The organism is Arthrobacter sp. Bi83 (assembly GCF_918698095.1).
In the GTDB taxonomy this organism is placed as follows: Bacteria; Actinomycetota; Actinomycetes; order Actinomycetales; family Micrococcaceae; genus Arthrobacter.
Genome location: NZ_CAKKLY010000019.1, coordinates 53,872 through 78,737 on the forward strand (window position 1 = coordinate 53,872; position 24,866 = coordinate 78,737).

Sequence of the window (24,866 nt, forward strand, 5' to 3'; positions counted from 1 at the left end):
CCCAGAGTGGCGCGTGCGGCCGAGCGGCGGGAGCGGGCTCAGCCCGCCAGCGCCTCACGCCAGCTGCGAAGGAAAGCCGCTCCGGCGTCGTCGTGGATGACCGTCGCATCCAGGCCCAGGTCGGTGGCGGTGAGGATGTCGTAGGGCTTGACCGGCACTCCGTCCGCGGGCCGGACGTCCACATGCTTGACCGGGTGGTCGTTGTGGTGCAGCCAGTCTGCCATGGCGTAGTCCGTCCGGGAATCACCCACGGTCCGCCAGGCCTGGGGCGTGACGCCCTGCGCCGCGAGGAGCTCCACGGCCCGGCTCGCGCCGAGGTCCTTGCCGAGCCGGACGGACTCGATGTCCGTGGAAATGATGGTGGGGTCCACCCGGTAGTCGACTTCGTCGTCGGAGTTCGGTGCGTGGTGGTCCAGCCGCACGACACCGAGGCCGTGGCGCGCCATCAGTTCCATGGCTTCCTCGTCGAACAGGTGCTGCTCGGCCAGGTATTCGCTGTTGGGCACCTCGATGTGCTGTTCCACGGACACCATGGCGCGCTTGGTCTCATCAAAGAACATGTGCGAGGAATAGTCCTCCGCCACCATCCGGCGAATATCGTCACCGTAGGCGGCGGGGACAGCCAGTTCGTGGTCCACATGGACAGGGCCGGGGCCGGCAGCCGTGTAACTGAACCAGACGGCGCCCTTTTCACAGATGGCATGGATCAGCGTTCCTGCCGGCATCCCCGCCGCGATCATGGGTTCCATGACCTGCTCGCGGATGAAGGCGTCCGAGCGCCCGGTGTTGAAGATGATGGGGATCCCGGCGGCGGCCAGTGCCACGAGGTCCGCGATGATTTCCGGCTTGACGTTCCTGGTCACGGGGCTGGCCACGGGGCCGTCGACGTCCAGGAGGAGGGCAAGGGGAGGAGTCGACGGCGTGTGGGCGCCTAAGGTGGCAGCGGCGGCATTCGCGGGAGGTGCAGTCATGGCTCCATTCTGACAGCCACCGCCTGCCCGGGGCGCCGAGGCAGGCAAATCCGGGCCGGATGTGACACATGGTTACTGTTTGGCTACAACCTCCGATGCGGGCCGGTTCCACATTCCCTTGGACAGGCAAGGTGCTTAGGCTTGCATGGTGATATTCAAAGCTGTGGGCGAGGGACGCCCGTACCCCGACCATGGTTTCAGCACGCCCAAGGACTGGGCATTGCTCCCGCCGCGGCCCGTGCGGCTGGATGAACTTGTAACCACCAAGCGGACTCTGGATCTCGAGGCCCTGCTGGCCGAGGACTCCACCTTCTTTGGCGACCTCTTTCCGCACGTTGTGCAGTACCAGGGCACGCTCTACCTGGAGGACGGCCTGCACCGGGCTGTCCGGACGGCACTGCACCAGCGCACCGCCATTCACGCCCGTGTGCTGGTGATCGATGGCTAGAAAACGCAAGGACGTCACGGTCCTGCATGGACACCGCGTCATCACGGGTCCGGAGCTGCGGGCCACGTTCGTGGAGCAGGACGACACCCTCGACCACCCCGGCAGGCTGCGGCGCCGGATCCTGCACGGCGTGGTGCTTATCTTGCTTCTTGCGCTGATCGTTGGGGCGATCCTGGCAGCCCTGGGCATCATGAACGGCCAAATCAAAATTCCTGGAACCGAGGAAAGCGGGGCGAAGGCTTCGGCCTGCCCCGCCGCAACGTTTGACTACACCCCTAACGCCAAGGTCAAAGTCAACGTCTTCAACGCCACGAGCCGGGCCGGCCTCGCCAAGTCGGCCGCCAACGAGTTCAAGGTCCGCAAGTTCGGCGTCGGCAAGGTGGGTAACACCGAAACAGGTTACCGGGGCGTGGCCGCCGTGGTGTCCGGTGCCGCCGGCCAGGCTGCGGCCTTCACCGTCCAGCGGAACGTCCCGGGGTCCGACTATTTCAAGGACGGGCGCACGGATGCCAGCGTTGACGTGATCCTGGCCGGCGACTACCGGGGATTGGCCAAGCCCGAGTTGGTGGACCAGACCCCTGGCAAGCTGAGCTGCCCGCGGGAAAGCAGGCGCATCGCGGATGATGCCCCGTTGCCGGTCGTACCCACGCCAAGCGTCAAGCCCTGAACGGCGGGAGCCTAGCCGGCCACGGCGGGCCGCCCGCCGAGCGGGACAGGGCGGCCGCCGTCGTCGAACCTTGCACCGGAACCCAACTGGATGAAGCGCACTGTCCTTGAAATTCTTTCCTCCAGGTCGTCCGGCTCCTCGCTTCCGCGGGCCGCGCTGGAGGACAGTGTTCCGTGGATCAGCTGGGCCTGCTGCCGGACGTCTGCCACGGGCAGGTAGCCCTGGTCCATGCCGCTGCGCAGGATGTCCTGCAGGAGGTCACTCAGGCCGCCGACGTGATCGGCGAGCTTGGCGAAGGACGCCGGCGAAAGAACGGCGCCCATGGCCGGTCCGGGCGGCATGTGGCGGCGGCTGAGGTCCTCCACCTGGGCGCGAACATACAGGGCGAGCCGGTCCACTGGATTCTCCAGGCGGCTGAGCGACTCGCGCAGTTCCGCCAGAAAGCGCTCCGTTTCGACGAGCGCGTACGAGATGAGCAGCTCTTCAATGTCGGCGTAGTAGTTGTACACGGCCGTCCGCCCGATTCCGGCATGGCGCGCAACGTCCGTCATGGTCAGCCCGGGCAGTCCGTGGGTGAAGAGCAGCTCGCCGAAGGCATTCAGGATGCGGCGCTGGGTCTCGGCGCGCTGCGCAGCATTGCTGGGGGCCGAAATCCGGGGCATACGGACACTTTACCGCGATCTGTCAGTAAACCCCGGGCGCCGACACCCGAACAATCCGAGAATCAGACGGCGCAGCCGTCTGGACCGCATGCCTCGCCGCCGTTTGCGCCGGCGTCCTTGGTCCCGGCGTCGGCCGCGACCATCACCAGCGGATGCGATTCCTGCCACGCCTGCTCCAGCGCCATGCTGAACGTTGCGGACGGCTGGGCGCCGGAGAGCCCGAACTTGCGGTCGATGACGAAGAACGGGACGCCGCTGATGCCCAGGGCGCGCGCTTCGGCAAAGTCGTGCCGCACGTCGTCGGCGTACTTGTCGGAAGTGAACAGCTCCGCGACGTCGACGGCGTCCAGGCCCAGCTCCCGGCCGAGGACGGTGAGGTATTCGCGGCTGCCGATGTCCTTGCCGTGTTCGAAGTGGTCGCTGAGGAGCCGCTCCTTGGCGGCATCCTGCTTCCCGTGAGCGGCGGCCAGGTGGATGAGCCGGTGGGCAGTGAAGCTGTTGGCAACCACGACGGCGTCGAACCGGTAGTTGAGCCCCTCGCCTCGGGCCTCAGCTGCCACATGGTCAAACATCTGTGAGACCTGCGCCGGGGCCATGCCCTTGCGAGTACTGAGGTAGTCGAGCTCGGTGCCGTCGTAGTGCTCGGGCAGGGAAGGGTCAAGCTGGTAGCTCCGCCACTGCACCTCCACGGCATCGCGGTGCGGGAACTCGGCCAGGGCGGCCTCGAAACGGCGCTTGCCGATGTAGCACCACGGACACGCGACGTCTGACCAGATTTCAATCTTCATGCTTGCCACAACCTGAACCCACGCGCTGGCATTCCTGCCGTGCACTGTTGGCTTGGCCACAGCGCACAGCGCACAGCTTCAGTTACCAGCCTTGCCCGGCGTCACTGCGGACAATATCGTTTGACGTAGGTTATGAAGTCAGCCGTCGGATGCTCTTCATCCGAACGCCATCGTTAGTTCTGCCCCGATGCGCCGAGGACGGCGCCGCAGCCATTGTGCGGGGCCGTCTGCTCTGTCACCTGGGAGGCCGGGGAATGCGGATAGGACTTATTGCGGGACCCTGGATTCCCGTTCCTCCGCCCTCTTACGGCGGCACCGAGAGGGTGGTGGACAGCCTTGCCCGTGGTTTTGCGGCTGCGGGGCACGAGGTGTTGCTGGCTGTTCCCTCCGACAGCGAATGCCCGGTCCCGCGTGTTTCGGGGATGAGGGTTTCGGAACCTGCCGAGCTGGGGTCCACCCTTTCGGAGCTCAGCCACGTGATACGGGCGTACCAGGGCATGCGGGGTGTGGACCTGATCCACGACCACACGATGGCCGGTCCGCTGTACGCCCATCGCCCCTCCTCTGTCCCGGTCGTGACGACGATCCACGGCCGGCTGACGCCCGCAGCGGCGGACATCTACCGGGCCGTTGGGAGGACCGCCAGCATCATCGCCATTTCCCGCGATCAGGTCACGCATGCGCCGGACGTGCCGATCGCACGGGTAATCCACCACGGGCTGGACCTGTCCACGGTCCCCACGGGCACCGGCAAGGGGGGCTACGCGTGCTTTGTGGGGCGGGTGTGCCCGGACAAGGGCTTGGTTGAAGCAATCGCTATTGCCCGGAAGGCAGAAATTCCCCTGCGCATCGCGGCAAAGATGCGCGAACCCGATGAGTTGCGGTTTTACCGGGAAGTCGTGAAGCCCCTCTTGGGCCCCAACGAGGACTTCATGGGGGAGATCACGGACGACGAAAAGTACGCGCTCATGGGCAACGCCGTCGCATTCCTAAATCCCATCCAGTGGCCGGAACCGTTCGGCCTGGTCATGATCGAATCCCTGGCCACGGGGACACCGGTAGTGGGCACTCCGGTTGGCTCGGCTCCGGAGGTCGTGGACCACGGTGTCACCGGGTTTCTGGCTTCCTTGGCGGAACTGCCGGCGCTTCTGCTGGGCGTGGCCTCACTCAGCCGGGAAGCTTGCCGGGCCTCTGTAGCGGAGCGCTTCAGTTCTGCCCGCATGGTTGCTGATCATTTGGAGCTGTTCGCCAGCGTTCTGGAGCAGGGGCAGTCTTTCGGGGTTCCGGATCCGGGGGCGGTGCACGAGAATCAGATGCGGGATCCCCTGGGGCGCGGAGTAGAAAATCGAGGGCCTGCTGGAATCTGAGTCTTGCATTGCCGCAACTGCCCGTAGGAAAGGAAGCAGCCCGTGAATGCGTGGAACTCCGATACGGAGGCAGGTCCCTCGGAAGCAGGCGCGGTGACAGTCGTAGAAGGATCGTCGTTTTGCATCTCGTCCGACAGCGGAGACATTGTGACGGGTGGAACGCAAGGCGTTTTCTACCAGGACACCAGGATCGTTTCCCGCTGGATGCTCCGCGTCAACGGAGCACTCCGGGAACCGCTGGTAGCCAGGACGCCCACCGCTTTCCAGGCGACGTTCGTAGGGCGGGCCCGGTGGGCGGACGGGAGGTTTGACAGCCCGTTGGTGGTTCAGCAGCAACGGCACGTGGGCCCCGGGCTGCGGGACGACATCACGATCCGCAATTACTCTGGCGAGGCAGCCGTGTGTGACATCGAACTTAGCCTCGATTCCGACATGGCCGATCTCTTCGACGTCAAAGGCGCCAGGGTGACGACCGGGGCTGTCGTTCGCAGGAGCGTCCATGACGGGGAGCTCCTTATCGAGGCCGAGCGCAACGGCCAGCGCCGGGGCACGGTTCTCCGAGCAGCCGCCGCGCACGTGCGGGAGGATGCACTGACATTCCGGGTGGAGATCCCGCCCCGGGGGCAGTGGTCCACGAGCGTCATCGTGGTGCCGCTGATCAACGGAAAGGGGCCCGATGAACCGTTCAGCGAAACGGCCTCGCCCCACCAACGGACGGGTGTGCAGCGGCATATCGCGTGGGCGGAACACGTACCGCGCATTACCGTCACCGACTGGAATGTTCAGCACGTGCTGAGCCGCAGCCAGAGCGATCTGGGGTCCCTGCGGATTTTTGATGCCGCACACTCGGGGAGGGTGGCGGTCGCCGCCGGTGCCCCATGGTTCATGGCGCTCTTCGGCCGGGATTCACTGCTTTCCTCCTACATGGCCCTGCTCGTGGACCCCGGCCTGGCCGCCGGGACGCTGCAAACCCTGGCCGAAATTCAAGGCACGAAGGTGGACCCCGATTCGGAGGAGGAACCCGGCCGGATCCCCCATGAAGTGCGGTTTGGCGTCAATGCCGGCCTGGCGCTGGGGGGTACCTCCTACTACGGCACGGCCGACGCCACCCCGCTGTTTGTGGCCGTGCTGAGTGAGCTCAGCCGTTGGGGACTGGGCGAGGACATCATCGGTTCGCTGCTGCCGCATGCGGACCGTGCCTTGGACTGGATCGAGCACTTCGGGGACCGCGACGGCGACGGCTTCGTGGAGTACCTGAGGCCCAACCCCCACGGATTGTTGAACCAGGGGTGGAAGGACTCGTGGGACGGGATTAATTTCGCCGACGGCAGGATGGCTGAGCCACCCATCGCACTGTGCGAGGTCCAGGGTTACGTCTACTCCGCCTACGTGGGCCGGTCGCTGCTGGCCCGCTGGGCCGGGGACTCGTCATTGGAACACCACTGGGCCGAGCGTGCTGCCACCGTGAAGGCGTCGTTCAACGAGCGGTTTTGGCTGCCCGACAAGGGGTATTTCGCCATCGCGCTGGACAAGGACAAGCAGGCGGTGGACTCGTGCGCATCAAACATGGGCCACTGCCTCTGGGTAGGAATAGTCGATGAGGACAAGGCGCCCATGGTCGCCGAGCGACTCATGTCGCCGGAGATGTTTACGGGGTGGGGCATCAGGACACTGGCCTCGGATATGGGCGCCTACAACCCTGTCAGCTACCACAACGGCTCCGTCTGGCCGCACGATACGGCACTGGTGGCCACCGGGCTCATGCGCTACGGCTTCGTGGACGAGGCCCGCCGGGTCGCGGGCGGGCTTTTTGCCGCCGCCGCGCATTTCGACGGACAGCTGCCGGAGCTGTTCTGCGGTTTTGACCGGAGTGACTTCCCGGAGCCGGTGCCGTACCCCACAGCCTGCTCCCCGCAGGCGTGGGCAGCAGCCGCTCCGGTGCAGTTGGCCCGGATTCTTTTGCGCTTTGACCCAGACTTCACGCGGAATGTCCTGCACCTGGCGCCCATACTGCCGGCCGAGCTCGGCGATGTCCGGGCAGAAAACGTCCTCTTGGGCCGCTCCAGGATCACCATCCGGGCCCATAGGGGGGAGGGGAGCGTGGAGGGGTTGCCTCCCGAACTGAAGCTCCGGAAGGAGCCGCGTCCGCCCCTTAACAGTGACCTTGGCGGTTAGCTATCCCAGCCTGCGCTCCATCACGAAGTCATGTTCCACGGTGCTGCCCAGCTGAAATGACTTGGTTCCCACCTTCCGGAAACCGGACTTTTCGTAGAACCGGATCGCCTTGGCGTTCTCGCTGTTGACGCCGAGCCACATCCCGGCGGCCCCAGTACCTGCGGCGGACTCGAGGCTCGCGTGCATGAGTTCGGCCGCGGCGCCGAGACCGTGATGGTCCGGGTGCACATAGCATTTGCTGAGCTCGACCGACGGGAGGGCATTGAGCGCGGAGGCCACGCCCGGATCGGAGGTTGGCCGGTCCACGAGCAGGCTGTAGCCGCGGAGGTCTTCGCCGGCATCAATGACCAGGACCGTCACCGCGGGATCGGCGAGGTACGCACGGAAGTGGCGCTCGCTGAGTGTGTTGGCGAGGTGGGCAGCGATGTCCTCACGCGATGATCCGGGCGGGCATGCCAGCGGAAAGGTGACGGCAGCCAGCTCGGCCAGCCGCCCGGCGTCGTCCGCGGCCGCCTTGCGGATAGTGTGCGTCATGCAGGTCCTCCGACGAGAGTGTCTTGTACAGGTATGCTCGATCGCCACGCCATGGCCCTCGGCAATCGCATGGTCGGCGATGAGAGAGCCGAGGCGCCACGCATCGTGGTGGTCAAAACTCGCGAAAACGAGTTCTTCCTCGTGCTGCCGCAGTTCAGCGATCCGCGGCGAGACGGTGTCAGTCATTCGAGACTGTCCCTTCCGGCACGGCATCGGCGTCGTAGCTAAGCCCGATCTGGCGGCGGATCTCGTCCATCGCGGCCATCACCGCCACGCTCTCGTTCGGCGGGAGAGTGGTACCGGCAGTGGAGCCTTCCCGGACCAGGCGTTCCAGCTCAACCGCCTGGTACTGCATCCCCCGGCTCTTGACGGGCTGGTCGAACCTCTCCACAACATTTCCGCGCGTGTCATACACAGTGAAAGGCGTGGGGTTGTACCAAGTGGACTCGATGTCGATCCAACCCTCCGTCCCGATAACCACTGCCCGGTTCGCTCCGGCGGCATCCAGCTCACAGTCCACGAGGGCCTGCTGTCCTTGTGCGTACTCAAAGATTGCCGCAGTCTGGCGGTCCACGCCCGTGGTTGTCATCGAGGCACTTGCCCGAACGGCGGACGGAGTGCCGAACACGTCGAAAGCGAACGAAACCGGGTAGATGCCCAGGTCCAGCAGCGCTCCGCCGCCCAGCGCGGGGTCGTTCAGCCTGTGCGCAGGATCCTTCGGCAGGTTTTGATTGTGGCTGGCCACCAGCTTGCGGACTTCGCCGAGCGTGCCCTCGGCAATGATCTCGCGGATTCGGGCCATGTGGGGGAGGAATCGGCTCCACATGGCCTCCAGGACCACAAGGCCCTTGGCCTCGGCCAGCGCCACGATCTCCTGCGCTTCGCGGGCGTTCATGGTGAACGGCTTCTCGACCAGCACGTGTTTGCCGGCGTTCAGGGCGAGGAGAGCGTGGGCATGGTGGAAAGTGTGCGGGGTGGCAACGTAAACCACGTCAACGTCCGGATCCTCAACCAGCGCTTCGTAGCCTTCGTGGGCAGTGGGAATGTGGAACTTGTCGCTGAATGACTTGCTCGATTCCACCGTGCGGGAGCCGACAGCCTGGACAGTAAAACCGTTGTCGATCAGGTCCTGCGTTTGCAGACCGGCGATGAATCCGGTGCCGAGGATTCCCCAACGGATTTGTCCGTCAGAGGTGCCGTTGCTGTAGTTGGCCACGTGATTAGTCCTTTGTTGAATCTGAGCTAGAGAGCGGGTACGCCACGAACGCAAAGCGCTCAGAGTCCGGCGACCAGCTCGTGACGTTGAGGGTACCCTGGCCACCGAAAAGGGGCCACGTGTGCAGCGGCGTTGCCCAGTCACCGGTGGAGACAAGTACGACGGCGACAGGCAAGTCGGCGGGGTGGCCTTCGGTTCCGCGGGGGAACCGGATGTAGCTGGCAAAGCGCCCGTCGGGAGAGACGTGCGGAAACCAGTCGACGGTGTCAGACTCCAGGAGGCGCTCGAACCCGCTCCCGTCAACCTGCACACGGGCAAGCTGGGCGTGGCCCGGGAGAGAGGTAAAGGACTCCGTGTTCAGATAGAGCCACTTTCCGTCCGGGGAATACTCCGGTCCGTCACAGTGGCCGCTGCCGACATTGACGCTGGCGGTGGCGCCGCCGTCGGCCGGGATGGTCATCAGCCTGCCAGGTTGGGTGAAGTCGCCCGCCTCGATACCGACGTAGGCAAGCTCTTGGCCGTCCGGGCTCACCCCGTGGAGGAAGTGGAAGGATCCGTCGTCCTTGGTGATGCGCTCGGCCTGGCCGCCACTGAGCTCGGCACGGTAGATGTGGCCATCATTCGCCGAGAGGTAGATGCCGGTGCCGTCCGGGTCCAGGACGTGGTCATTGTTGAGGTCCGGGACGCCGGTGAGAGGCACTCCTGTCAGCGACGCGCCGGCGACGTCCAGCTTCCAGAGCTTCCCGTCGCCATTGAGGACGAGTGAACCGCCGTCGAGGGTCCAGTTCGGTGCCTCCAGGAGAACGTCCTCCGTTGAGTACACCAGCGCGGATTCTCCGGAGACCGAGGCGGCCCATACCTCGCAGCGCTGGCCGGGTTGGAGCGTGCGGATCACCTTGCTTCTTCTTTCGTAAGATCCTTGATCCTGATGTTCCGCCACCGGCACTGTGCGCCCTTGCCCCAGCGGGCTTCGCCGAACATGGCGTCATTGTCGTGCACTTCGAGCGCGATGTGGCCGCGCTCGCTGAGCACTCCAAGGACAGCGTCGGGATCGTAGTTGGGCGAGTCAAGGCTGGCGGTGTCCAGTTCGGCGACCTTGAGGCCGTTGACCCAGGTGGTGATGACCGGCAGTGTTCCTACGCAGCGGATCCTAAGCTCGTTCCAGTCGTCCCAGCGCCACACTTTGAGGAAATCCTCGACGTCGGCCGCGTATTTCAGCCGGGCACGTTTGTCTTCGGTGACGGGTTCCACCGAGGTGGCGGGATCGTCGGCAATCAAGCCGACCGGGCGGCCGTCGGCATCCCGCGCGGCATCGATCGCGAACGGCACGGCGGAAAAGCTTGCGAGTCCGTTGCCGAAGAATCCGCGGATGCCGCCGGACGGCCTGTGGTCCACCAAGACCTGGAAACCCTCCCACGTGTCTGGCCGGCGCCGGATCATGACGCCCGTGTCGGCCGGCCAGTCGGGGCGCATTTCCAGTACGAGCTCGAAGTCGCCGAACGCCTGCTCGCTGACCAGGTAGCCGCCGTACCCGCTGCCGGGGGAGTCTTGCTCGCCCACCAGGACTCCGTCCTCCACGAACCAGTGAGCCGCGTGCTTCTCGGGTTCCGCCGGCCGCGCCAGGCCGCGGCGGTCGAACAGCTCCAGGATGCTCGGACCACCCGGGTATTCCGTGCCGTAGACGCGGGGCACAGTGCGCCAGCCGGACAGGCTGACGCCGTCGAACAGCGGAAAGTACCCACCGCCGTCGGGCGCTTCAGCCTCAGAGGCAGTGTCCGGCGGGCCTGCCGGAGCCGTGTTGGGAAAACCCACCTCCGCTAGTCCTTGCTGCTGAAGGCGGCGTCGAAGGATGTTTGGGAGGCGGGGAAATCGAACTTCTTGAGCGCGGCGAGGGCTTCGGGGGCGCCGTGGAGGCGGTCCATGCCGGCGTCTTCCCACTCGACGGAAATGGGGCCGGTGTAGCCGATCGCGGTGAGGGCGCGGAAGGAGGATTCCCAGGGGACGTCGCCGCGTCCGGCGGAGACGAAGTCCCAGCCGCGGCGGGGGTCGCCCCAGGGAAGGTGCGAGCCCATGACGGTGTTCCGGCCGGTGGGGCGGAGCTTGGTGTCCTTGCAGTCCACGTGGTAGATCCGGTCCTTGAAGTCCCAGATGAAGGAGACGGGGTCGATGCCCTGCCACATGAAGTGGGACGGATCCCAGTTCAGGCCGAACGCCTCGCGGTGCCCGATCGCTTCGAGGGTCCGGACGGTGGTCCAGTAGTCGTAGGCGATCTCGGAAGGATGGACTTCGTGGGCGAAGCGGACTCCGCAGTCGTCGAAGACGTCCAGGATGGGGTTCCAGCGGTCGGCGAAGTCCTGGTAGCCGGCCTCGATGACCTTTTCCGGAACCGGCGGGAACATCGCGACGTACTGCCAGATGGAGGAGCCGGTGAACCCGACGACGGTGTCCACACCGAGGGCCTTGGCGAGCCGGGCGGTGTGCTTCATTTCCTCCGCGGCGCGCTGGCGGACGCCTTCGGGGTCGCCGTCGCCCCACACCTTCGAGCCGACGATGGCTTCATGGCGGAAGTCGATGGGGTCATCGCACACAGCCTGGCCCTTGAGATGGTTGGAGATGGCCCAGACCTTCAGGTTGTATTTCTCCAGGAGCGCGAGCTTGGACTCGACATAGCCGGGCTCGTCCCAGCGCCAGGCATCCAGGTGGTCCCCGGACACGGCGATTTCCAGGCCGTCATAGCCCCATCCGGACGCGAGCCGGGCAACTTCCTCGAAGGGCAGGTCGGCCCACTGGCCGGTGAACAGGGTATACGGGCGGGGCATGTCAGGCTCCTTCGGTGACCGGGGCGGCAGCGGATGCCGTCGCGCCGGTGGGCGGGATGAGTTGGATGATGGCACTTTTCGCGGCCGAGGACTCTTCGACGGCGTTCAGGACACGCTGGACGGTGAGGCCGTCTTCAAACGACGGGGACGGCGCGGTCCCTGTTGCTATCGCGGCGAGGAAGTCCCGGATTTCGTGGGTGAACGTGTGCTCCCAGCCGATGGTGTGCCCCTGGGGCCACCACGCGGCCAGATAGGGGTGCTCTGGTTCATTGACGAGGATGCGGCGGAAGCCCTGTTCCCGGATCGGAGCGCTGGCATCCAAATATCCGAGTTCATTCAGAGACTCAAGATCAAACAGAATGGTCCCACTGTCGCCGTAGATCTCCAGCGTCAGGGAGTTCTTCCTGCCTGTCGCCACCCTCGAGACTTCAACCGAGGCGATGGCCCCCGAGGCGAGGGACAGCGTGGCCCAGGCGGCGTCGTCGACCGTCACCTCTTCCATGCCGTGGGCACCCGGCCGCTGGGTGGTGAACGTGTGCATGCGGCCGGATACCTCGGTCACGGCGTCGCCGAGGAGGAAGAGCACCTGGTCGATCGCGTGGGAGGCGATGTCGCCCAGGGCGCCGGATCCTGCCGTTTCCTTGTTCAGGCGCCAGGTCATCGGCGACTCCGGATCCACGAGCCAGTCCTGCAGATAGGCTGCCCGGACGTGCCGGACCCGTCCAAGCCGGCCCTCGGCGATAAGCTCACGGGCCAGTGCCAGGGCGGGGACACGGCGGTAGTTGAAGCCGATCATCGATTGCACGCCGCGTTCCCTCGCGGCCCGGGCGGCGTGGGTCATGGCCTCTGCCTCGGCCAGGGTGTTGGCCAGCGGCTTCTCCACGAGCACGTGCTTGCCGGCCTCGAGCGCAGCGATGGCGATCTCGGCGTGCATCCAGCCGGGCGCGCAGATATCGACGATGTGGATGTCGTCCCGCTCCAAGACCGTGCGCCAGTCTGTGGCGGACTCCGCCCACCCATACTTGGCCGCGGCCGCCGCCACCTGGCCGGCGTCCCGGCCCACGAGGACTTTCTGCTCGAAGGCCGGGACATCGAAGAAGCTGGCCACGTTCCGCCAGGCATTGGAGTGGGCCTTGCCCATGAACGCGTACCCGATCATCGCCACGCCCAGAGTCCTGGTTCCCGGTCGCGTTCCTTGGGATTCTTGGGAAGTCATTGCACTGTTCCTAAAGTGTGGGTGCGGTGGGGTTCCAGTCCTCGGGGAGGGCTGCGGACGCGGGCGCTGAGCTTTCGACATCCACGAAGGTTCCCGATTCCATCGACTCTGAGATTGAGACCATGGTGTCCAGAACGTGGTAGGCGAGGTTGCCGGTGGCGCGGTGCGGGACTCCCGCTCGGATGGACCGGGCCATGTCCAGCACGCCCATGCCGCGGCCGTTGGCCGGACCGGTGGCCGGGATGGTGGTCCAGTCCTCGTCTCCCGCACGCCAGAGCCGCACGGCGCCGTCGAAGAAGTTGGGGTCCGGGAGCGAGATGGTGGCCTCTGTGCCGGTGATCTCCACGAATCCCATCCGCAGGCGCGGGGACTCGAAGCTGAAGACGCTGTGCGAGGACTGGCCGCCCTCGAACTGGGCCATGGCGCTGACGTGGGTGGGGACCTCGACGGTGAATTCCTCGCCGGCCTTCGGGCCGGAGCCGATGACGCGGACTTCCTTGGCCTTGGAGCCGACGGCGGCCACCTTCCGGATGGCGCCGAAGGTCTGTACCAGGGCCGTGAGGTAGTACGGGCCCATGTCGAACAGCGGTCCGGCACCGTACTGGAAGAGGAACGCCGGATTCGGGTGCCAGGATTCCGGTCCCGGGGTCTGGAAGGTGGTCATGGCTGTCAGCGGAGTGCCGATGTCGCCGCGCTCGATCAGCCGCCGTGCCGTCTGGAGGCCGGCGCCGAGGAAGGTGTCCGGGGCGCAGCCAAGCCGCAGCCCGGCCGCGTCTGCTGCCTTGAGCAGTCCCAGCCCGGATTCGCGGTCCAGCGAGAACGGCTTTTCCGTCCAGACGTGCTTGCCCGCGTTGACGGCGGCCGTGGCCACTTCAACATGGGCTGCGGGGATCGTGAGGTTGACGATGATCTCGACGTCGGGGTGGTTCAGTGCCGCATCCACCCCGCCCCATTCGGGGATGCCGTATTCCTTCGCCCGCGCCTCGGCGGCCTCCTCGAAGAGGTCGGCAATGATGTGGACCTTCAGGTCCGGGAAGACCGTGAGGTTGTCCAGGTACTGCTTGCTGATGACACCGGCGCCGATGACGGCGACGCCGACCGGCCCCCGGCGCGAAGCTGCGCCGCTCATGCGCGCGCGCCTTCGCTTGCCGCGGTGTTCAGGAAGGCGAGGCTCTGGGCGATGCCGTCGAAGATGTCACCGGAATAGTCGTCAAATTCCACGACACCCACTTCCAGGGATTTGGCCGCGCCGATAACGTCCCACACGGCGATCTTCCCCTGGCCGGCCGGCTGCTGGGCCTTGGTGTCGGTGCTGAGGGGCCCGTCCTTGATGTGGATGAACTTCACTCTGTCACCGAGGCGCTCAAGCACGGCCACGGGGTCCTGGCCGCCCACGGCGACCCAGTAGGTGTCTACTTCCAGGACCAGCTCGGGGTCGAGCAGCCCTGCGAAGTACTCCAGGGCGGTCTGGCCTTCGATGGTGGACTCCAGTTCCCAGGCGTGGTTGTGGTAGCCCACGCGGATGCCGTATTCGGCGCCCTTCTTGGCTGCGGCGTTGAGCTTGGCTGCGGTGCCCTGGATGTCCTCGGCCGACTGCCAGTGTTCTGCCGGCAGGTAGGGGTCAATGACGGTGCTGATGCCCAGCTCCTTGGCGGCGGCAAAGATTTCGTCCTGGTCCTGGCTGAGCAGGGGAGCGTGGCCGGACGGGGCGGTCAGGCCGTTTTCCTTCAGCGCTGCACCAAGTTCCTTGGCCGTGGCCACGAAGTTGTAGGGCTCAACCTGGGTAAAGCCGATCTCGGCTACCTTTCTGATGGTGCCGGGCAGGTCCTCCTGCATGGCATTGCGCAGGGTGTACAGCTGGAGTGAATAAGACATGTCGTTCCTTTGCGGGAGTTGGATTGTTCTCGAAAATGGGTCAGGGCCTAGCGGCCGGCGAGGGATCCGCCGATGCCGCCGACGCTGAAGTACTTGTTCAGGGTGGCGAAGACGATCACTGGCGGGAGCATCATGATCACGGCGAGGGCCATGACGGAGGTCCAGTCTGTCTGGTTCTGCTGGAAGAAGGACTGCACGCCCATGGGGAGGGTGAAGATCTCCGTGGAGCGCAGGAACACGATGGCTACGAGGTAGTCGTTCCAGGCCAGCAGGAAGGCGAAGATCGCGGTGGAGAGGATGCCCGGCAGGGAGTTGCGGAGCACCACCTTGGTGAAGGAGCCGAAGACGGAGCAGCCGTCGATCCAGGACGCTTCTTCGAGGCTGATGGGGATGGAGTCGAAGTAGGCGGCCATCATCCACGTGGCCACGGTCATGGTGGAGCCGACGTAGATGATGGTCAGGCCCATGAGGTTGTCCACCAGGCCCATCCCGGCGAACAGGATGAACAGCGGCACCACCGAGGTGATGATCGGCAGCGACTGCATGACGAACAGGAGCAGGGAGTAGCCGGAGACGGCTTTGCTGCGGCCCCGGGACAGGACGTAGCCGGCGGGTGCGGCGACGGCTACCGAGACGATCACGGTGCTGAGCGTGGTGATGAGGCTGTTCTGCAGCCAGGTGGCCGCGAGGGTTTCGGAGAACACGGAGCCGAAGTTCTCCAGCGTGAATCCGGTTGAGGTGCTGTTCGGACCCGGTGTGAAGGCGAGCACGACCGTGACCATGATGGGGACGAGAACGATCGCGGTGATGGCCAGGATCAGGACGAACCGCCACCATTGGTTGCGGTGCCCTGCTTCGGAAAGGACACTTCGGTTTTTGACGGGGCCGGTGTCGGCGACGCCGAGGACCGGGCCGGTTTCGGGATGGGCGTGGACTACTGCGCTCATTATTCGACGCTCGACTTTCGGATCTGGCGGTACAGGAGAACGGAGATGACCACCAGCGTCATGGTCATGAGGAAGGCGATGGCGACGCCGGGTCCGGTCTGGAAGTCCTGGAAGACGCTTCGGTAGGCAAGGACCACGAGGGAGGTGGTGGCGTCCACGGGACCGCCGCCGGTGAGCAGGTAGATGGTGGGGAAGTCATTGACGCAGAAGATGGTCATCAGGATCCAGCTGATGTAGGTGGACCTCGCGATCAGCGGCAGGGTGATCTGGCTGAACTGCTGCCAGCGGGTGGCGCCGTCCATGCTGGCGGCTTCGTAGACGGTGGTGTCAACGGAGGCCAGGGCCGCTGAAATCATCATCATCATGAACGGGAAGCTGACCCAGACTTTGAAAACCATGACGGTGACGGCGGCGAGGGTCGGGTCCGCGAGGAAGAGCGGGGTGCCCAGTCCCAGGTTCCTGAACAGTGACGGGATCAGGCTGTCCGGCGTGGCGACGAGCCAGTTCCAGGCGGTGGAGGACACTACGATCGGGACCACCCAGGGCAGGAGCAGGAGGACCTTGAACGTTCCGCCGGCGGGGATCTTGGTGCGCAGCAGGAGGGCCAGTCCCAGGCCGACGAGCCAGGAGCCGAACACTCCGACGATCGTGAACATCAGGGTGAATCGGGCGGCTTTCCAGAAGGCATCGGAGCCCAGGACATTGGCGAAGTTGTCGGCGCCGACGAAGTTGCCGGTGGAGATCAGGGAGCCGTCGTGCGTGGCCTGGATGCCCGCGTACACGAGCGGGTAGCCGTGGATGAGGACGAGAAGGATCACCGAGGGCAGCAGGAGCCAGAAGAATGTCCGGCTGGTCTGCGCGCTGAGTCTGCTCTTGCGGTTGGCCGGTCCTCCGGGCCCGCCGGGGGCAACTCCCCGGCGGGCCCGGCTCAGGCCGTTCTGTGCTGTAGTCACTGACATGGGAGGACCGCTTACTTCTTTATGACTGATTTAAGGCCGGACTCGAAGGCCTGCAGCGCGGACTTGGCGTCAGTCTTGCCGGTAAGGATGGTCTGGGTGAACTGGTTGAGCGCCTGGCCGCCGTCGAGGACGGCGAGGTTGTCGTTCAGCACGGTCCCCTGGGAGGCAAAGGTCTTGGCGATGGGCTGCCATTCCTTCACGATCTTGACGTTGTTCGGGTCGCTGGCGAACTCGGGGAGTTCGGTGATGGACTTGAAGACAGGAAGCGCGTTCATCAGCTTCTGCCGCCACAGTTCCTTGAGCTGGCCCATGTAGTGGACCAGGAACGCCTCCGAGGAAGCCTGCGAGGGGGTGTTCGTGTACATCATGATGTTGTTCGGGAAGACCAGGCCGTGCTTGTCGCCGTGCGGGCCGGCGATGGGGCTGGCCACCACAATGTCACCGGATGTGTCGCCAACGCGCTCTGGGACGCCCAGGACGTATGGACCGAAGGCGGCCTTCTTGTTCTTCCACATGGCGTTGAGGTTATCGGTGGTGTAGCTCACTGAGGCCGGGTCAATAATCCCGTTGGAGACCAGTTCGAGGAGGAACTCGATGGCTTCGACGTTGCGGTCGTTCATGACGTCGAGCTCGCCGTCCTTGGTGAACACCCCTCCGCCGTTGTTGACCATCATCATGATCATCGAGTGGTTGCCGATGTTGTTGCCTGCGCCGGAGCCGGTGGCGAAGCCAAAGGCGCCGATATTCTTGAGCGCCTTGCCGGCCTCAAGCAGGGAAGCCCAGTCCTTGGGCACCTCCACGCCAGCCTTCTCGAACAGCGACTTGCGGTACCAGAACACGCGCATGTCCAGCTGCCACGGGACGGCCACGTAACCCTTGTCGGACTTGAACGGTTCGAGCACGCCCGGCAGGAAATCATCGAACTGGCCGTTTTTCTTGAGCTCATCGACCACCTTGTCGGCGTAGGCGATCTGGCCCTGCTTCTCGAACTGGAAGGCCTGGAAACCGCCGCCGGTGGACACTGCAGGCCCGGTCTTGGACGCGATGGCCGAAGAGAAGGTCTGGTAAAAGTTGTTCCACTGGATGGTCTGGTAGCTGGCCTTCAGATTGCCCGAGGCCGGTGAATATCCGTCAACGAGCTTCTTGGCGGCGTCGTTGTAGGCCGGGGTGGCCCACGGCATGTCCCAGAACTTGATGACGCCGTTGCCCCCGCCGCCGCCCTGGGAGGCCGAGCCGCCGCCACAGGCGGCCAGGAGCGGAACGGAGGCCGCGGCGGCGGCGAAGCCAAGGAATCCCCGGCGCGAAAAGGCGGAGGATGCAATGGAGGATTTGGTAGACACGATGGTTTCCTTTCAGGTCCGGGCTAAGTGAATGCCCGGCCCCTTCTCGACAATGAGCGGATAGTGACTCTGGAATTGGAATGCTGGTGGTGCTGACTAGCTGTTGAGTTGGCTAAGGAGCGAAGTAACTGCCATGAACCGCGCCAGATCGTTAGCGGGGGTTCCGGAAGACAGATGCGAGTGGACCCTCGACCAGGTGGTCCGGTGGGATGACTCGTACAGTGTGGGAAGCGTCGTCGCCCCTTCTGCCGTTACCATGCGGACTTCGGCCGGCCAGGCTGCTGCCGGGTCCGGCAGCACGACGTCGGCGCGTCCCGCTGACGTGAGAATCGAAACGCTGGCCGTGGAAGGCAGCGCCGACGTGATGATGCCCTGGAGCGCTGCAGGCACTCCACCGGCAAGGACTCCAGCCACGGTGTAGCCGTTCCCGCTGCGCTGGATCAGCCTCACGTCCTGCAGGTCAATCCCGCATTGCAAGATGACGGCGAGGTGTTCGGTCAGCAGGTGCAGGGGATCCGTTCCGGGCGGCGCCACGGCAACCGAGTCCAGCAGTACGGCCTCATTGATTGCGCCGGCAATCGCGCCGCGGACGTTCGTGCCGACCAGCGCTACGTTTCCGGCCCACTGCTGGTCAAGCACAACGACGGACCCCGCGGCGGGTGCCGTAGCGGTCAGCCCGGCAAGGTCCTCAGCCACCGGCGCGGAGACCACAACGCCCTTGGCGCCGCTGCGGATCGCTTCGGCGGCGCGTTCGGCCCACCCTGCATGACCGGCAACGGCGACGACATCCGGTGTGCCGGCATCGGGCGTTCCTGCCGCCGTGGCAAAAGACAGGGGGAGGGAAGCAACGACGGCGGAGACCGCACCTGACGCTTCGGCCTGCGGATCCGCGGATACGGACAGCTGCGTGGTCATGCGTTGATCTCCTCATCTGCGGTGGTCCCGCTGGCTGTGCCGGCATCAACCCGGGCTGTATCAAACCGGCTTGCGGCCGACTCGGCGATTGCCAGCGCGAACTCAAGGTCATGGATGAGCGTCTCGGCAGATGGCGGCCGGCCCGTTCCCCGCGCCAGCTCAGCCAGCTTGCGCCATTCGCCCTCGTAGCCGTTGTGGCCGAAGGGGCCCAGGACCGTGGTCTGCCCGGCTTTCCGGATCTGGGCTGTAGCGGAGCCTGCGTGAACATAGGACGGGGTGAAGTCGATCTTCAGTGCCGCGTCATTGCCGATGGCCTCGAATACCCAGGACGGTTCCCAGGTGGCGTTCATGGCGGCACGCAGTTCGATGGTGACATCCCCGGCCCGCAGGGAGATGACATAGCCGAAGGGTCGGGCGATCTCCGCGTGCAGGACTTCCACGGAGGCAAAGTCGCGGGTGAAACGGCGAACCAGGGGAAGATCGTGGATGGCCAGGCCCATCACTCCGCCCTTGAGCATGGCCTTGATGACTTCGGGGTCAGTTGAGTCGCGATCCGGCATTGGAACCCGGCCGACGATCTCCGTGGCGAAGTCCTCAAAGCGCGGATTGGGCGGCAGGACGATGGAGGACCGGATCGTGTGGACCTTCTCAGGGAGATCCTCCCAGGCCTCCTCGGCCGCCAGCCAGCCCGGATCGAAGGTGTGCATGGCGCCGACGATGATGGGAACGCCGGTTTCGGCTGAAACGGCGGAAATGCCGGCTGCTTCCTCGCCACTCATGGCGAAGGGCTTTTCGCACAGCACCGCCTTCTTGCCGGCCCGGCAGCTGGCGATCACCTGCGCCGCGTGGAACTGGTGCGGGCTGCAGATGGCAACGATGTCCACATCGGGATCGGCGAGGAGTTCTTCCATGCTGGTGCTGAAGTGTGCCCCCACCCTGCCGGCAACTGATTCGGCCACGGCCAGATCGACATCCATGATGTGGCGCACCTCAAGAATGTCGCGGAGCCTGGCCAGCGACGGGAGGTGAATTGCCTGGGTGACAGGCCCTGCGCCCAGAATTCCGACACCAAGCGGCGCCCGTGATGCCTGTTGTTCGCTCGACAAGATTATTACCTCTTTGTAATCGCTGGAACACTGCATGCCCCTGTCCGCGAATGCTTGGTGACGGGGCTCACAGCCAAAGCTAGAACTACTTTTGTCGATCGTCAAGCAAAAGTCGGAAAGTCTCCGACAATCTTTCTGGTGTGTGACACCCAGAAGCAATCGTGCTATCAAGGATCCATGAGTCCACGAACGGGTACAGGCAACACAGCGGAGCTGACTACTGCCGACGGCGTCGGCAGTCTGTCCCGCGCCGGCGACCTGTTTCAGCTCCTCCGCGACGGCAAGGCGCGAACGCGGGCGGAACTGGCCCTGACCACCGGGCTTGCCCGTTCAACCGTGGCTTCCCGCATTGACGCCCTGATCTCCTCCGGGCTCGTGGGCCCGGCGGGTGAGGCGACGTCGAGCGGCGGCCGGCCGCCGTCGCGGTTTGCCTTCAAGCCGGCCGCGCGGGCAGTGCTGGCTGTCGACGTCGGGGCGACGCACGTGATCATTGCGGTCACCGACCTCGGCGGGAACATTCTTACGGAGCGGCGGCTGGCCCAGGATGTGGCCGAGGGGCCGGAGGCCGTGCTGGGGCGGATTATCGCCGAGGCCACGTCGCTGCTCACGGAGACGGGACGGGCGCCGGGGGACCTTGCCGGCATTGGCATCGGGCTGCCAGGCCCCGTGGAACACGCCACCGGGATGCCGGTGAAGCCCCCCATCATGCCGGGCTGGGACGGGTTTGACGTGGTCCGCTATGTCCAGCGCTCGCTGCCTGTTCCGGTACTGGTGGACAACGACGTCAACATCATGGCGCTGGGCGAACGCACCGCCCACTGGCCTGAGCACGACAATTTCCTGTTCATCAAGGTGGCCACGGGCATCGGCGCCGGCATCATCAGCAGCGGTGAATTGCAGCGCGGCGCCAACGGCACGGCCGGGGACCTTGGCCATGTGCGGGTTCCCAGGGGCGACGAGGTGCTGTGCCGGTGCGGCAATTACGGCTGCCTTGAGGCGCTGGCATCCGGCCCGGCGGTGGCCCTTTCGCTGGCGGCGCAGGGGCTCAAGGCTGAAAACGGAGGGGACGTGCTTCGCCTGGTGGCCGCGGGCAACCTGCCGGCCATCCAGGCGCTGCGCCAGGCAGGCCGGGACGTCGGCGACGTGCTAGCCACGGTGGTGAACCTGCTCAACCCTTCCGTCATTGTGATCGGAGGCAGCCTTGGCCAGGCCGGCGAGCATCTCATGGCAGGCGTGCGCGAAGTTGTTTACCGGAGATCCCTGCCCCTTGCCACCACGCACCTGCGCATCGGCCTGTCCATGGCTGGAGACCAGGCTGCGGTACTGGGTGCGAGCCAGATGGTTACCCAGCATGTGCTGTCCCCGGCGGTCATCGAGGCCACGCTGCAGGCTACGGGGTAGTCGGAACAGCCAGACCGACATTCAGACTGAAGTGAAACGGAGGCATGAAACGTGAGCAATCAGCAGCCCGCACCCCTGAAGGTCGGCGTTGTGGGGATCGGATGGGCCGGTCAACAGCACATCAAGGCCTACAAGAATATTGACGGCGTGGAGCTCGTGGCCGTTGCCGCCCAGGAGGCGGACCTCCTGGGCAGCCTCAAGGACGAGTACGGCATTCCCCACACGTTCGCCCGCTGGGAGGACCTGATCGGGTTCGAAGGACTCGACGCCGTCAGCGTCGCCGTGCCCACGTTCCTGCACGCACCGATTGCCATTGCGGCGCTTGAGCGCGGACTGCACGTCCTGAGCGAAAAGCCGCTGGCCCGCAACGGCGAAGAGGGCCGGAGTATGGTCGAGGCTGCTCGCAAGGCCGGCCGCGTCCTGGACGTCGCCTTCAACCACCGCCGCCGGGGCGATATCCAGAAGCTGAAAGGCATCATCGACGACGGCGAACTCGGCCGGCCGTACTACGCCAAGGCATCCTGGCTCCGCCGCCAGGGGATCCCGATGCTGGGCAGCTGGTTCACGAACCCTGCGCTGGCGGGCGGCGGCCCCCTCGCGGACATCGGCGTGCACGTCCTGGACTACTCGCTGCACCTGCTGGGTGAACCGAAAGTGCTGTCTGTCTCGGCCTCCACGCACTCCGAGCTGGGCCCCCGCGGCCTCGGCGGAAACGCCCGGTACACCGCCATGCAGTCCGCCCACAAGTTCGAAGTTGAAGACTTCGCGTCGGCGTTCATCCGACTGGAGGGCGGCGGCACGCTGATCCTCGAGGCCGGCTGGGCGGCGTACCGGGAGGAGGATGACCTGCTGGACTTCACGGTTTACGGTACCGACGGCGGAGCGGAACTGCGCGCCGTCGGGGCCTCCAATGCCCCCGTCGCAGGCCTGCGGATCTTCAAGGAGAAGGACGGCGAGAACGCGGACTACGAGGTGGTGGCGGAGCAGGGCCGCGCGCACGACGCAGTGGTGGAGGACTTTGTCACCGCCGTCCGCGGAGGTGAGACCGAGTGGGGCGCCCACGACGGCTCACTCGCGCTGAGCCGCGCGCTGGTGCTCGATGCCTGCTACAAGTCCGCCCTCGAACAGCGCGAAGTGAGGCTCTGACATGACTGACAAACTCAACATCCTGGTCTGGAACGAAGGCGTCCACGAATCCCGCAACCAGCCTGAAACTATGGCCGAGATGTACCCCAGCGGCATCCACGGCGCCATCGCGGACGGGCTGAAGGGTTTCTACCCGGACTCCGGCATCACCACGGCCACGCTGGCAGACCCGGAGCACGGACTCTCGGAGGAGACCCTGGCCGCGACCGACGTGCTGCTGTGGTGGGGCCACGTGGCCCACGATGACGTCAGCGACGAGGTGGTCGAGCGCGTGCAGCGCCACGTACTGGGCGGCATGGGGCTCATCGTCCTCCATTCCGGCCACTTCTCGAAGATCTTCACCGCGCTGCTGGGCACCACCTGCTCGCTTAAGTGGCGCAACGACGGCGAACGCGAACTCGTGTGGACCGTCAAGCCTTCGCATCCGATTGCCGCCGGTGTGGAAAGCCCCATGGTGATTCCGAAGCAGGAGATGTACGGCGAGCTCTTCGACATCCCGGATCCGGATGACCTCATCTTCATCAGCTCCTTTGAAGGCGGCGAAGTCTTCCGCTCGGGGGTGACGTTCTCCCGGGGCAAGGGCCGGATCTTCTACTTCAGCCCGGGGGACCAGGAGTACCCCGTCTATCACCAGCCCCAGATCCGGCAGGTGATCGCCAACGCGGTGGGCTGGGTGGCGCAGCCGAAGCAGTTCCGGGAAGCGCCGGGAGTGAGCAACGCGTCGCGGGACTGGTACCTGTAACTGAGCACTGACGACCATGTCCTGGCGGGCCGGAGCGCAGCGATGTGACCCGGCCCGCCGACTTTTATTCTTTCGACATAAGCCCGCCGTGATAGCAATGAAGTGATGAAACCGCTTGGCTTTTTCCTGCCGCCAGCCCGGGCCGCACTGTGAGGGCCCGCCTGGGCTCCAGGGTCCCCGGCAGCTGGGTTCTCCTCGCCTGCATAGGACTCATCGCCCTTAACATGCGGGGACCGTTCGTGGCGGTCGCACCCGTGGTGGGTCCAATGCAGCAGGATCTCGGCTTTTCGCCCGTGGAACTGGGTCTGCTCACCGGAATCCCGGTGCTGTGCTTTTCGCTCGCTGCGCCCCTGGCGTCGCTGGCGGCGCGCAGGCTGGGCGCAGAGGTGGCCATCACGCTGACCCTTCTTGGAGTCCTGGCAGGGGTCATCGTCCGGTCCGCCGGCGGCGGCGTGCTGGTGATGCTCGGGACGGTGATCCTGGGCGTGGCCATCACGGTGGGCAATATCGCGGTGCCGCTGATCATCCGGCGTGACTTTTCCTCCCGCCGGCAGGGCACCGCAATGGGCATCTATACCGCGGCCCTCAACATCGGGTCCTTCCTCACCTCGGTGGTCACGGCGCCCCTCGCCGAACTGTGGGGCTGGCGCCCGGCACTGGCCGCCAGCGCGTTGTTCGCTGTCGCCGCAATAGCTTTCTGGGTGCCCGCCGCCGGCCGCGGGTCATTGGTACCCGCCGCCGACGACGGCTCCGGTGGGCCGCCAGCCAGCGGCCGCCCCCCTTCACGCTGGATTACCGTGGGCCTGACCGTCGGTTTCGCCGGCCAGGCCATCTCCTACTACGGCGTCACGGCCTGGCTGCCCACGTTGCTCGCTGACGAACTGGGGATGGCGCCGGCTGCCGCCGGCGCGGGGTCGTCGCTCTTCCAGATTCTTGCGATCGCGGGCGGCCTTGGGGTTCCGATGGTGGCGCGCTTTGCCAGCACGACGGCGGTTGCCCTCACCCTGGGTGCCATGTGGCTGAGCGTGCCGTTGGGACTGCTGGCGGCGCCCCAGCTGTGGTGGCTATGGTCTTCCCTCGGCGGCGCGGCCCAGGGCGGCGGCATCACGGTCATCTTCATCGCCATCATCAAGCTGGCCCGCGACCAGGTCTCGGCCGGCCGGATGTCAGCGGTCGTCCAGGGTGTGGGCTACTGCTTCGCCGCGGCGGCCCCGACTGTCGTGGGCTACGTCCACAGCATCTCCGGCACGTGGTCCCTCCCGCTGCTGCTGATCCTGGGTTCGGTGCTGGCGTTCATCCTGGGAACAACGCTGTCAGTGCGCAAGGTGCCGAAACAGCGCTAGGCACCACCCGCCGTCGCGCCCCTGCCCCGCTCTAAAACCCCTCAGCGCGAACGAACACCTAAGCCCTCCACGCAAAAGCGCGAACGAACACTTAACCCCCCGCTTGGGTTCTAGCGGTCGTTGCAACACCCCGACTTTTGGGAGTTGCAACGACCGTGGTTCGTTTAAGCGGTGATTCATCAGGATCCGGGTGGTACTCGCAGGATCAGAAGGATGCATTTTTCGCGGT

General features: G+C 65.5%; 24 protein-coding genes. 8 read left to right on the forward strand and 16 right to left on the reverse strand.

Annotated features, from left to right (window positions below; translation table 11 throughout):
* Positions 1–38 precede the first annotated feature (38 nt).
* Complete coding sequence (locus tag LQ144_RS10965) at positions 39–971, reverse strand: hypothetical protein (protein ID WP_230118733.1); 933 nt, start codon at positions 969–971, stop codon at positions 39–41.
* A 148-nt stretch (positions 972–1,119) separates the two neighbouring features.
* Between LQ144_RS10965 and LQ144_RS10970 the strand changes: the two genes are divergently transcribed.
* Entirely contained in the window at positions 1,120–1,419 is a 300-nt protein-coding gene (locus tag LQ144_RS10970; RefSeq protein ID WP_230118758.1) for a type II toxin-antitoxin system VapB family antitoxin, read from the forward strand.
* The gene (locus LQ144_RS10975; RefSeq protein ID WP_230118734.1) at positions 1,412–2,086 is read left to right on the forward strand and encodes a LytR C-terminal domain-containing protein; all 675 of its coding nucleotides are present in this window, start codon (positions 1,412–1,414) and stop codon (positions 2,084–2,086) included. Before LQ144_RS10970 ends, LQ144_RS10975 begins: the two co-directional genes overlap by 8 nt.
* Before the next feature lie 11 nt (positions 2,087–2,097).
* Here LQ144_RS10975 and LQ144_RS10980 read toward each other — a convergent pair whose 3' ends face one another.
* Complete coding sequence (locus LQ144_RS10980) at positions 2,098–2,748, reverse strand: TetR/AcrR family transcriptional regulator (RefSeq protein ID WP_230118735.1); 651 nt, start codon at positions 2,746–2,748, stop codon at positions 2,098–2,100.
* 62 nt (positions 2,749–2,810) lie between these two features.
* The gene (locus tag LQ144_RS10985; RefSeq protein WP_230118736.1) at positions 2,811–3,536 is read right to left on the reverse strand and encodes a DsbA family oxidoreductase; all 726 of its coding nucleotides are present in this window, start codon (positions 3,534–3,536) and stop codon (positions 2,811–2,813) included.
* 254 nt (positions 3,537–3,790) lie between these two features.
* Here LQ144_RS10985 and LQ144_RS10990 point away from each other — a divergent pair, with 254 nt between their 5' ends.
* Together LQ144_RS10990 and LQ144_RS10995 are read left to right on the forward strand one after the other, a co-directional pair.
* Positions 3,791–4,903, forward strand: coding sequence for a glycosyltransferase family 4 protein (locus LQ144_RS10990; protein ID WP_230118737.1), 1,113 nt, complete (start codon positions 3,791–3,793; stop codon positions 4,901–4,903).
* 42 nt (positions 4,904–4,945) lie between these two features.
* Entirely contained in the window at positions 4,946–7,078 is a 2,133-nt protein-coding gene (locus LQ144_RS10995) for a glycogen debranching N-terminal domain-containing protein (protein ID WP_230118738.1), read from the forward strand.
* Here LQ144_RS10995 and LQ144_RS11000 read toward each other — a convergent pair whose 3' ends face one another.
* The 13 genes from LQ144_RS11000 to LQ144_RS11060 form a co-directional block, all read right to left on the reverse strand.
* Positions 7,079–7,612 (reverse strand): GNAT family N-acetyltransferase, encoded by a 534-nt coding sequence (locus LQ144_RS11000; RefSeq protein WP_230118759.1) that lies wholly within the window; start codon positions 7,610–7,612, stop codon positions 7,079–7,081.
* A 178-nt stretch (positions 7,613–7,790) separates the two neighbouring features.
* Complete coding sequence (locus tag LQ144_RS11005) at positions 7,791–8,828, reverse strand: Gfo/Idh/MocA family oxidoreductase (RefSeq protein WP_230118739.1); 1,038 nt, start codon at positions 8,826–8,828, stop codon at positions 7,791–7,793.
* Between the two features lie 4 nt (positions 8,829–8,832).
* Positions 8,833–9,723 carry a biopolymer transporter Tol gene (locus tag LQ144_RS11010; RefSeq protein WP_230118740.1) on the reverse strand — a complete coding sequence of 297 codons (891 nt, stop codon included), beginning with the start codon at positions 9,721–9,723 and terminating at the stop codon, positions 8,833–8,835.
* On the reverse strand, positions 9,720–10,640 hold the full coding sequence (locus tag LQ144_RS11015; RefSeq protein WP_230118741.1) for a DUF1080 domain-containing protein: 921 nt from the start codon (positions 10,638–10,640) through the stop codon (positions 9,720–9,722). The genes LQ144_RS11010 and LQ144_RS11015 overlap by 4 nt, the downstream gene beginning before the upstream one ends.
* 5 nt (positions 10,641–10,645) lie before the next feature.
* Entirely contained in the window at positions 10,646–11,647 is a 1,002-nt protein-coding gene (locus tag LQ144_RS11020) for a sugar phosphate isomerase/epimerase family protein (protein ID WP_230118742.1), read from the reverse strand.
* Position 11,648: 1 nt separating this feature from the next.
* Positions 11,649–12,863, reverse strand: coding sequence for a Gfo/Idh/MocA family oxidoreductase (locus LQ144_RS11025; protein WP_230118743.1), 1,215 nt, complete (start codon positions 12,861–12,863; stop codon positions 11,649–11,651).
* Between the two features lie 10 nt (positions 12,864–12,873).
* Complete coding sequence (locus LQ144_RS11030; RefSeq protein WP_230118744.1) at positions 12,874–13,992, reverse strand: Gfo/Idh/MocA family oxidoreductase; 1,119 nt, start codon at positions 13,990–13,992, stop codon at positions 12,874–12,876.
* On the reverse strand, positions 13,989–14,738 hold the full coding sequence (locus tag LQ144_RS11035) for a sugar phosphate isomerase/epimerase (RefSeq protein WP_230118745.1): 750 nt from the start codon (positions 14,736–14,738) through the stop codon (positions 13,989–13,991). The genes LQ144_RS11030 and LQ144_RS11035 overlap by 4 nt, the downstream gene beginning before the upstream one ends.
* A 47-nt stretch (positions 14,739–14,785) precedes the next feature.
* On the reverse strand, positions 14,786–15,685 hold the full coding sequence (locus tag LQ144_RS11040) for a carbohydrate ABC transporter permease (protein WP_230118746.1): 900 nt from the start codon (positions 15,683–15,685) through the stop codon (positions 14,786–14,788).
* Complete coding sequence (locus LQ144_RS11045; protein WP_230118747.1) at positions 15,685–16,644, reverse strand: sugar ABC transporter permease; 960 nt, start codon at positions 16,642–16,644, stop codon at positions 15,685–15,687. The genes LQ144_RS11040 and LQ144_RS11045 overlap by 1 nt, the downstream gene beginning before the upstream one ends.
* An 11-nt stretch (positions 16,645–16,655) precedes the next feature.
* On the reverse strand, positions 16,656–17,984 hold the full coding sequence (locus tag LQ144_RS11050) for an extracellular solute-binding protein (protein ID WP_230118748.1): 1,329 nt from the start codon (positions 17,982–17,984) through the stop codon (positions 16,656–16,658).
* Between the two features lie 96 nt (positions 17,985–18,080).
* Positions 18,081–18,899: a hypothetical protein gene (locus LQ144_RS11055; protein ID WP_230118749.1), complete on the reverse strand. Its 819-nt coding sequence runs from the start codon at positions 18,897–18,899 to the stop codon at positions 18,081–18,083.
* Positions 18,896–20,005: a Gfo/Idh/MocA family oxidoreductase gene (locus LQ144_RS11060; RefSeq protein ID WP_230118750.1), complete on the reverse strand. Its 1,110-nt coding sequence runs from the start codon at positions 20,003–20,005 to the stop codon at positions 18,896–18,898. Before LQ144_RS11060 ends, LQ144_RS11055 begins: the two co-directional genes overlap by 4 nt.
* Before the next feature lie 177 nt (positions 20,006–20,182).
* Between LQ144_RS11060 and LQ144_RS11065 the strand changes: the two genes are divergently transcribed.
* The 4 genes from LQ144_RS11065 to LQ144_RS11080 all read left to right on the forward strand — a co-directional run bounded on the left by LQ144_RS11065 (position 20,183) and on the right by LQ144_RS11080 (position 24,637).
* Positions 20,183–21,406, forward strand: coding sequence for an ROK family transcriptional regulator (locus tag LQ144_RS11065; protein WP_230118751.1), 1,224 nt, complete (start codon positions 20,183–20,185; stop codon positions 21,404–21,406).
* A 51-nt stretch (positions 21,407–21,457) separates the two neighbouring features.
* Positions 21,458–22,552 (forward strand): Gfo/Idh/MocA family oxidoreductase, encoded by a 1,095-nt coding sequence (locus LQ144_RS11070; protein ID WP_230118752.1) that lies wholly within the window; start codon positions 21,458–21,460, stop codon positions 22,550–22,552.
* A gap of 1 nt (position 22,553) precedes the next feature.
* Positions 22,554–23,294, forward strand: coding sequence for a ThuA domain-containing protein (locus LQ144_RS11075; protein WP_230118753.1), 741 nt, complete (start codon positions 22,554–22,556; stop codon positions 23,292–23,294).
* Between the two features lie 149 nt (positions 23,295–23,443).
* Positions 23,444–24,637 (forward strand): MFS transporter, encoded by a 1,194-nt coding sequence (locus tag LQ144_RS11080; RefSeq protein ID WP_230118754.1) that lies wholly within the window; start codon positions 23,444–23,446, stop codon positions 24,635–24,637.
* The last annotated feature ends 229 nt before the right edge of the window (positions 24,638–24,866 follow it).

Bases quoted from the DNA above. Each gene is read 5' to 3' on its own strand.
- LQ144_RS10965 (WP_230118733.1), bottom strand. From the start codon at position 971: ATGACTGCACCTCCCGCGAATGCCGCCGCTGCCACCTTAGGCGCCCAC.
- LQ144_RS10975 (WP_230118734.1), top strand. From the start codon at position 1,412: ATGGCTAGAAAACGCAAGGACGTCACGGTCCTGCATGGACACCGCGTC.
- LQ144_RS10980 (WP_230118735.1), bottom strand. From the start codon at position 2,748: ATGCCCCGGATTTCGGCCCCCAGCAATGCTGCGCAGCGCGCCGAGACC.
- LQ144_RS10985 (WP_230118736.1), bottom strand. From the start codon at position 3,536: ATGAAGATTGAAATCTGGTCAGACGTCGCGTGTCCGTGGTGCTACATC.
- LQ144_RS10990 (WP_230118737.1), top strand. From the start codon at position 3,791: ATGCGGATAGGACTTATTGCGGGACCCTGGATTCCCGTTCCTCCGCCC.
- LQ144_RS11000 (WP_230118759.1), bottom strand. From the start codon at position 7,612: ATGACGCACACTATCCGCAAGGCGGCCGCGGACGACGCCGGGCGGCTG.
- LQ144_RS11020 (WP_230118742.1), bottom strand. From the start codon at position 11,647: ATGCCCCGCCCGTATACCCTGTTCACCGGCCAGTGGGCCGACCTGCCC.
- LQ144_RS11025 (WP_230118743.1), bottom strand. From the start codon at position 12,863: ATGACTTCCCAAGAATCCCAAGGAACGCGACCGGGAACCAGGACTCTG.
- LQ144_RS11030 (WP_230118744.1), bottom strand. From the start codon at position 13,992: ATGAGCGGCGCAGCTTCGCGCCGGGGGCCGGTCGGCGTCGCCGTCATC.
- LQ144_RS11035 (WP_230118745.1), bottom strand. From the start codon at position 14,738: ATGTCTTATTCACTCCAGCTGTACACCCTGCGCAATGCCATGCAGGAG.
- LQ144_RS11040 (WP_230118746.1), bottom strand. From the start codon at position 15,685: ATGAGCGCAGTAGTCCACGCCCATCCCGAAACCGGCCCGGTCCTCGGC.
- LQ144_RS11045 (WP_230118747.1), bottom strand. From the start codon at position 16,644: ATGTCAGTGACTACAGCACAGAACGGCCTGAGCCGGGCCCGCCGGGGA.
- LQ144_RS11055 (WP_230118749.1), bottom strand. From the start codon at position 18,899: ATGACCACGCAGCTGTCCGTATCCGCGGATCCGCAGGCCGAAGCGTCA.
- LQ144_RS11065 (WP_230118751.1), top strand. From the start codon at position 20,183: ATGAGTCCACGAACGGGTACAGGCAACACAGCGGAGCTGACTACTGCC.
- LQ144_RS11075 (WP_230118753.1), top strand. From the start codon at position 22,554: ATGACTGACAAACTCAACATCCTGGTCTGGAACGAAGGCGTCCACGAA.